Here is a 3,678-nt window from a genome sequence, read left to right as displayed (position 1 = left end):
TAGCTTGGATAAGTCAAATTCTAAAATATCATCATGAACCAAATTCAGTTGGCCTGATGAAATTTCTTTTTGGAATTTATCTTTTAGTAATTCGTATAAGTCATCGTCTTTTTCTACCGCCATTACTTTAGCCCCAGTATCTAAAAGCTTTTCCGTCAAACTGCCCGTGCCCGGTCCTATCTCTAGTACTGTATCTCCCTTACTAATTTCCCCGGTCTCGACAATACTCGAGAGCGCGCGTTCCGATTTTAGAAAATGCTGTCCTAATGATTTTTTCGCTCTCATATTTTACTTGGAAGCTCAACCTCCAAGTTGTTGTTTCTGGCTACATTTTCCAGTTCATTCGCGATATGGGCTCTCTTTTTTAGAATAGTTTCCAGTGTGCTTTCCGCAAATTTTTCATACTCTTTTCTTGATTTAAACTGACCCAATAATATATCTTTTGAGCAAATACCCGGATGATCCGCATCCATATACTCGTTCCAACTCGAGAGGAAAAGATCCTTACCGGATTTTAATTTGTGCACTTTATGATTTAAGTTCACGTATGTGCCAGCATGCAATAAATATTCGTTTGAGTTAATATGATTGGCCTTAAATCTTCCCTGAAACAATGCCCCGCTTCTCGAGTGTTTTTCATTGAAGTATTTAGTGTAACCAGTACCAAGTCTGTGCATGAACTTTTCGATGCCACGTTCTTCAAGTTGAGTAAGAATAAAATGGAAATGGTTTGGATTTAAGCAAAATGCAACAAATTGAACCAGATGAGAAACTCCTTTATTTGTCTTGTTTTTATTAAATGAGTTTTCAAATATACTGCCTATGGGTTTAATAGAATTAAATTCTTGCATACTTTGAAAAAACCTTTCCAAGTCATTTTTATCAGAAAATATGGATCGTTTATCCACTCCTCGGTTATAGATGTGATAAAACTCGTTCTCCACAAGGGCGACTTTTCTCATGCTCATGATCGTACAATTCTATCACTTGGAGGTTGAGCTTCCAAGTGGCTAGTAATGAGGTTAAAAGTCAATTTCAAGTAAAGGTTTTCGAGAAACATTATATTCATCACCAACCTCTTCCTCTACTAACGTTTCCGGAATGTCAAAAATAAATCCTGAAGGAATATTCACTTGCCTATTGCCAAACATAGTACGAGTCTCGGCATAGGACAGAAAAACTTTTTTGCGTGCTCGAGTAAGTGCCACGTAGAAGAGTCGTCTCTCCTCCTCTCTTTCTTCAGGCCGGACCCTCTCCTCATTCATGCGTTCGTGAGGGAAAAGTCCATCTTCAAGTCCCGAGATGAAGACGGTATCAAATTCTAATCCTTTAGAGGCGTGCACTGTCATGAGTCGAACTGCTTTTTGTTCCTCTTTAAGCTCGTCTTGGTCACTCTGTAGAGCCGCATCAGCCAGGAAATTTAAAATCCCTTCTTCTGGAGGAAGATGGCCCGCCTCGACTCGTCCCTGCTCGTCAAGGCGAGGCGGGTCGTATCGAGACGCGAAGTTTACTAATTCATAAGCATTTTCAAGTCTAGCTCGGCCCTCATCTCCACCCTCTTTCCACTCTTGTTCTAATCCAGATTTTTTAATGATAAAAGAAAGAGTTTCACTCGGTTTTTTCTCTTTAGAAATTTGTTCAATTTCTTTAAGTAAAGATCGAAAGCTGGCAAGTTTTATTTTCATAGCAGATGCGAGTGTTGCTTCATCTCCAGAAAATATTTTGAGAACTGTAGTTTTGCCTATGCCACGCGCTGGCACATTAATAATACGTTTTAAATCTGAGAGACTATCTGGATTTAGAGCCGAACGCAAATAGGCGATGATATCCTTAATCTCTTTACGTTCAAAAAAACGAGTACCTAAAATCTGATAAGGAAGACCGTGGTTCATGAAAGCTTCTTCCAGTACTCGTGATTGGAAGTTTGCTCTATAGAGCACCGCTATTTCTTCTGCTGAAACTCCTTTCTTGATTAATTTTTCTGTTTGTTCGGCGACAAATTCTGCCTCACTTATTTCGTCGAACCCCTGAAACAAACCAATCTTCTCCCCTTCAGAGTTTGTGGTGAAAAGATTTTTCTTACGACGAATTTTATTTTTTTCTATAATAGTATTGGCCGCCTCCAAAATAGTTTTGGTAGAGCGATAATTTTCTTCCAAAGTGATAACTTCTGCATTCGGATAATCTTTTTCAAAATCTAAAATATTTTTTATATCCGCGCCACGCCAAGAATAAATATTTTGATCAATGTCTCCAACCACGCAAATATTTCTCTTATCACCCACTAACATTTTAGAAATTTCATACTGGACACGATTGGTGTCCTGATATTCATCGATATGAATATAGCGCCAAATATTTTGATAATAATTTCTTACTGCCGAGTTCTCACTCAAGAGACTCATAGTTTTTAAAAGTAGATCATCGAAGTCGAGTGCGTTGTCTCTCGATAAAATCTTTTCGTATTCCGGCCAGACTTGAACTACCACGTCTCGCAAGAATCCACGTTCATTTCTCTCGCGATATTCTTGTGCGGTTGTGCCCCCGCCCTTTTCTCTTGAGATCACGCCCATTAGACGAGCTGGATCGTGTGTCTTCGGGTCAAGCCCAAGAGTTAAAAGAGCTTCTCTCACTGCCTTCTTGCTATCATCTCGGTCGAAAATAGTAAAATGTCTCTTTACTCCAACGTGAGCAGATTGTTCGCGTAAAATATGCACTCCGAGGGAGTGGAAAGTGCTGACGAAAGGTCGTTCAGACATAGATACCGGTCTATTAATAGCTGGATCATTTCTAAGGCCAGTTTCAACTCGCTCTCGCATTTCTCTAGCTGCTTTGTTGGTAAAGGTAATGGCCAAAATAGCTGAAGGGGCGACACCCGTGTAAACAAGGTGGCGTATTCTCTCGGCAATGGTTTTAGTCTTACCGGCGCCTGCGCCGGCTAAGATGAGTACCGGCCCTTCGGTAGCTTTTACTGCTTTTTGTTGTTCAGAATTGAGTCCGAGAGCGTGTGGATTAGAGAGCTTCGACATGCTGGACACTATATCATATGAGGGTATAATGGATTAGATACGGTAAGAAAGCACAGATTTTACGGCTTAGTTGAGCAGTTTAACCTTACTCTATTAGTAAAAGAACGGTCAAATATATACTCCTTACTCTAGCTCTTCCCCTCTTTGTTTACGCAGGGGAAGAGATTTTGCTTGTACCGGAAGTGCTAGAAGCAGGCAATTCCCAGACCATGAGCCTCTTGGAGGGTTATTTGAATATTAATCCTACTGGCACAGGGGGAGCAGAAATTGCCATTGTTGACAGTACGGCTCTCGAATCTAATGGCAGTGACAGTGAGGTGTTCGTGGACCTCGGCAAGTCTGGTACCGGTGAGATTAGTATTTATGTTGTGCGAGGGGGTGATACCTTAAGTGAGATTGCCGAGATGTTTGGTGTCTCTAGCAATACTATTGTCTGGGCTAATGATATAAAAGGAGGTTTGATAAAAGAAGGTCAAGAACTTGTTATCCTACCGATCTCTGGTGTACGTCATGTCGTTAAGTCAGGTGATACTTTGCAGTCTATCACCACCAAATATAAAGCAGATTTTGATGACATCCTTTCATATAACGGTCTTGCTTTCGATACCAAGATTAAACCCGGTGATATCGTCATCATTCCTGACGGTGT

General features: G+C 40.6%; 4 protein-coding genes. 1 reads left to right on the top strand and 3 read right to left on the bottom strand.

Translation table 11 applies throughout. From position 1 onward, the window contains the following. From VJH67_01795 to VJH67_01785, 3 genes are all read right to left on the bottom strand, one after another. Positions 1–285 (bottom strand): rRNA adenine N-6-methyltransferase family protein (locus VJH67_01795; GenBank protein HEY4515903.1); only part of this gene is annotated, 285 nt, incomplete at its 3' end. Beyond that, the gene (locus tag VJH67_01790) at positions 282–968 is read right to left on the bottom strand and encodes a transposase (GenBank protein HEY4515902.1); all 687 of its coding nucleotides are present in this window, start codon (positions 966–968) and stop codon (positions 282–284) included. The genes VJH67_01790 and VJH67_01795, both read right to left, overlap by 4 nt. A gap of 54 nt (positions 969–1,022) precedes the next feature. Further along, positions 1,023–3,029, bottom strand: coding sequence for a UvrD-helicase domain-containing protein (locus tag VJH67_01785; GenBank protein HEY4515901.1), 2,007 nt, complete (start codon positions 3,027–3,029; stop codon positions 1,023–1,025). 167 nt (positions 3,030–3,196) lie between these two features. On the opposite strand from VJH67_01785, the gene VJH67_01780 reads away from it, so the two are divergent. Next, a partial coding sequence (locus VJH67_01780; GenBank protein ID HEY4515900.1) for a LysM peptidoglycan-binding domain-containing protein occupies positions 3,197–3,678 on the top strand: 482 nt, incomplete at its 3' end.

This window comes from Candidatus Paceibacterota bacterium, assembly GCA_036517255.1.
Classification (GTDB): domain Bacteria; phylum Patescibacteriota; class Minisyncoccia; order Phycocordibacterales; family WO2-35-19; genus DATDXE01.
This window is presented reverse-complemented; position numbering and strand designations above follow the sequence as displayed.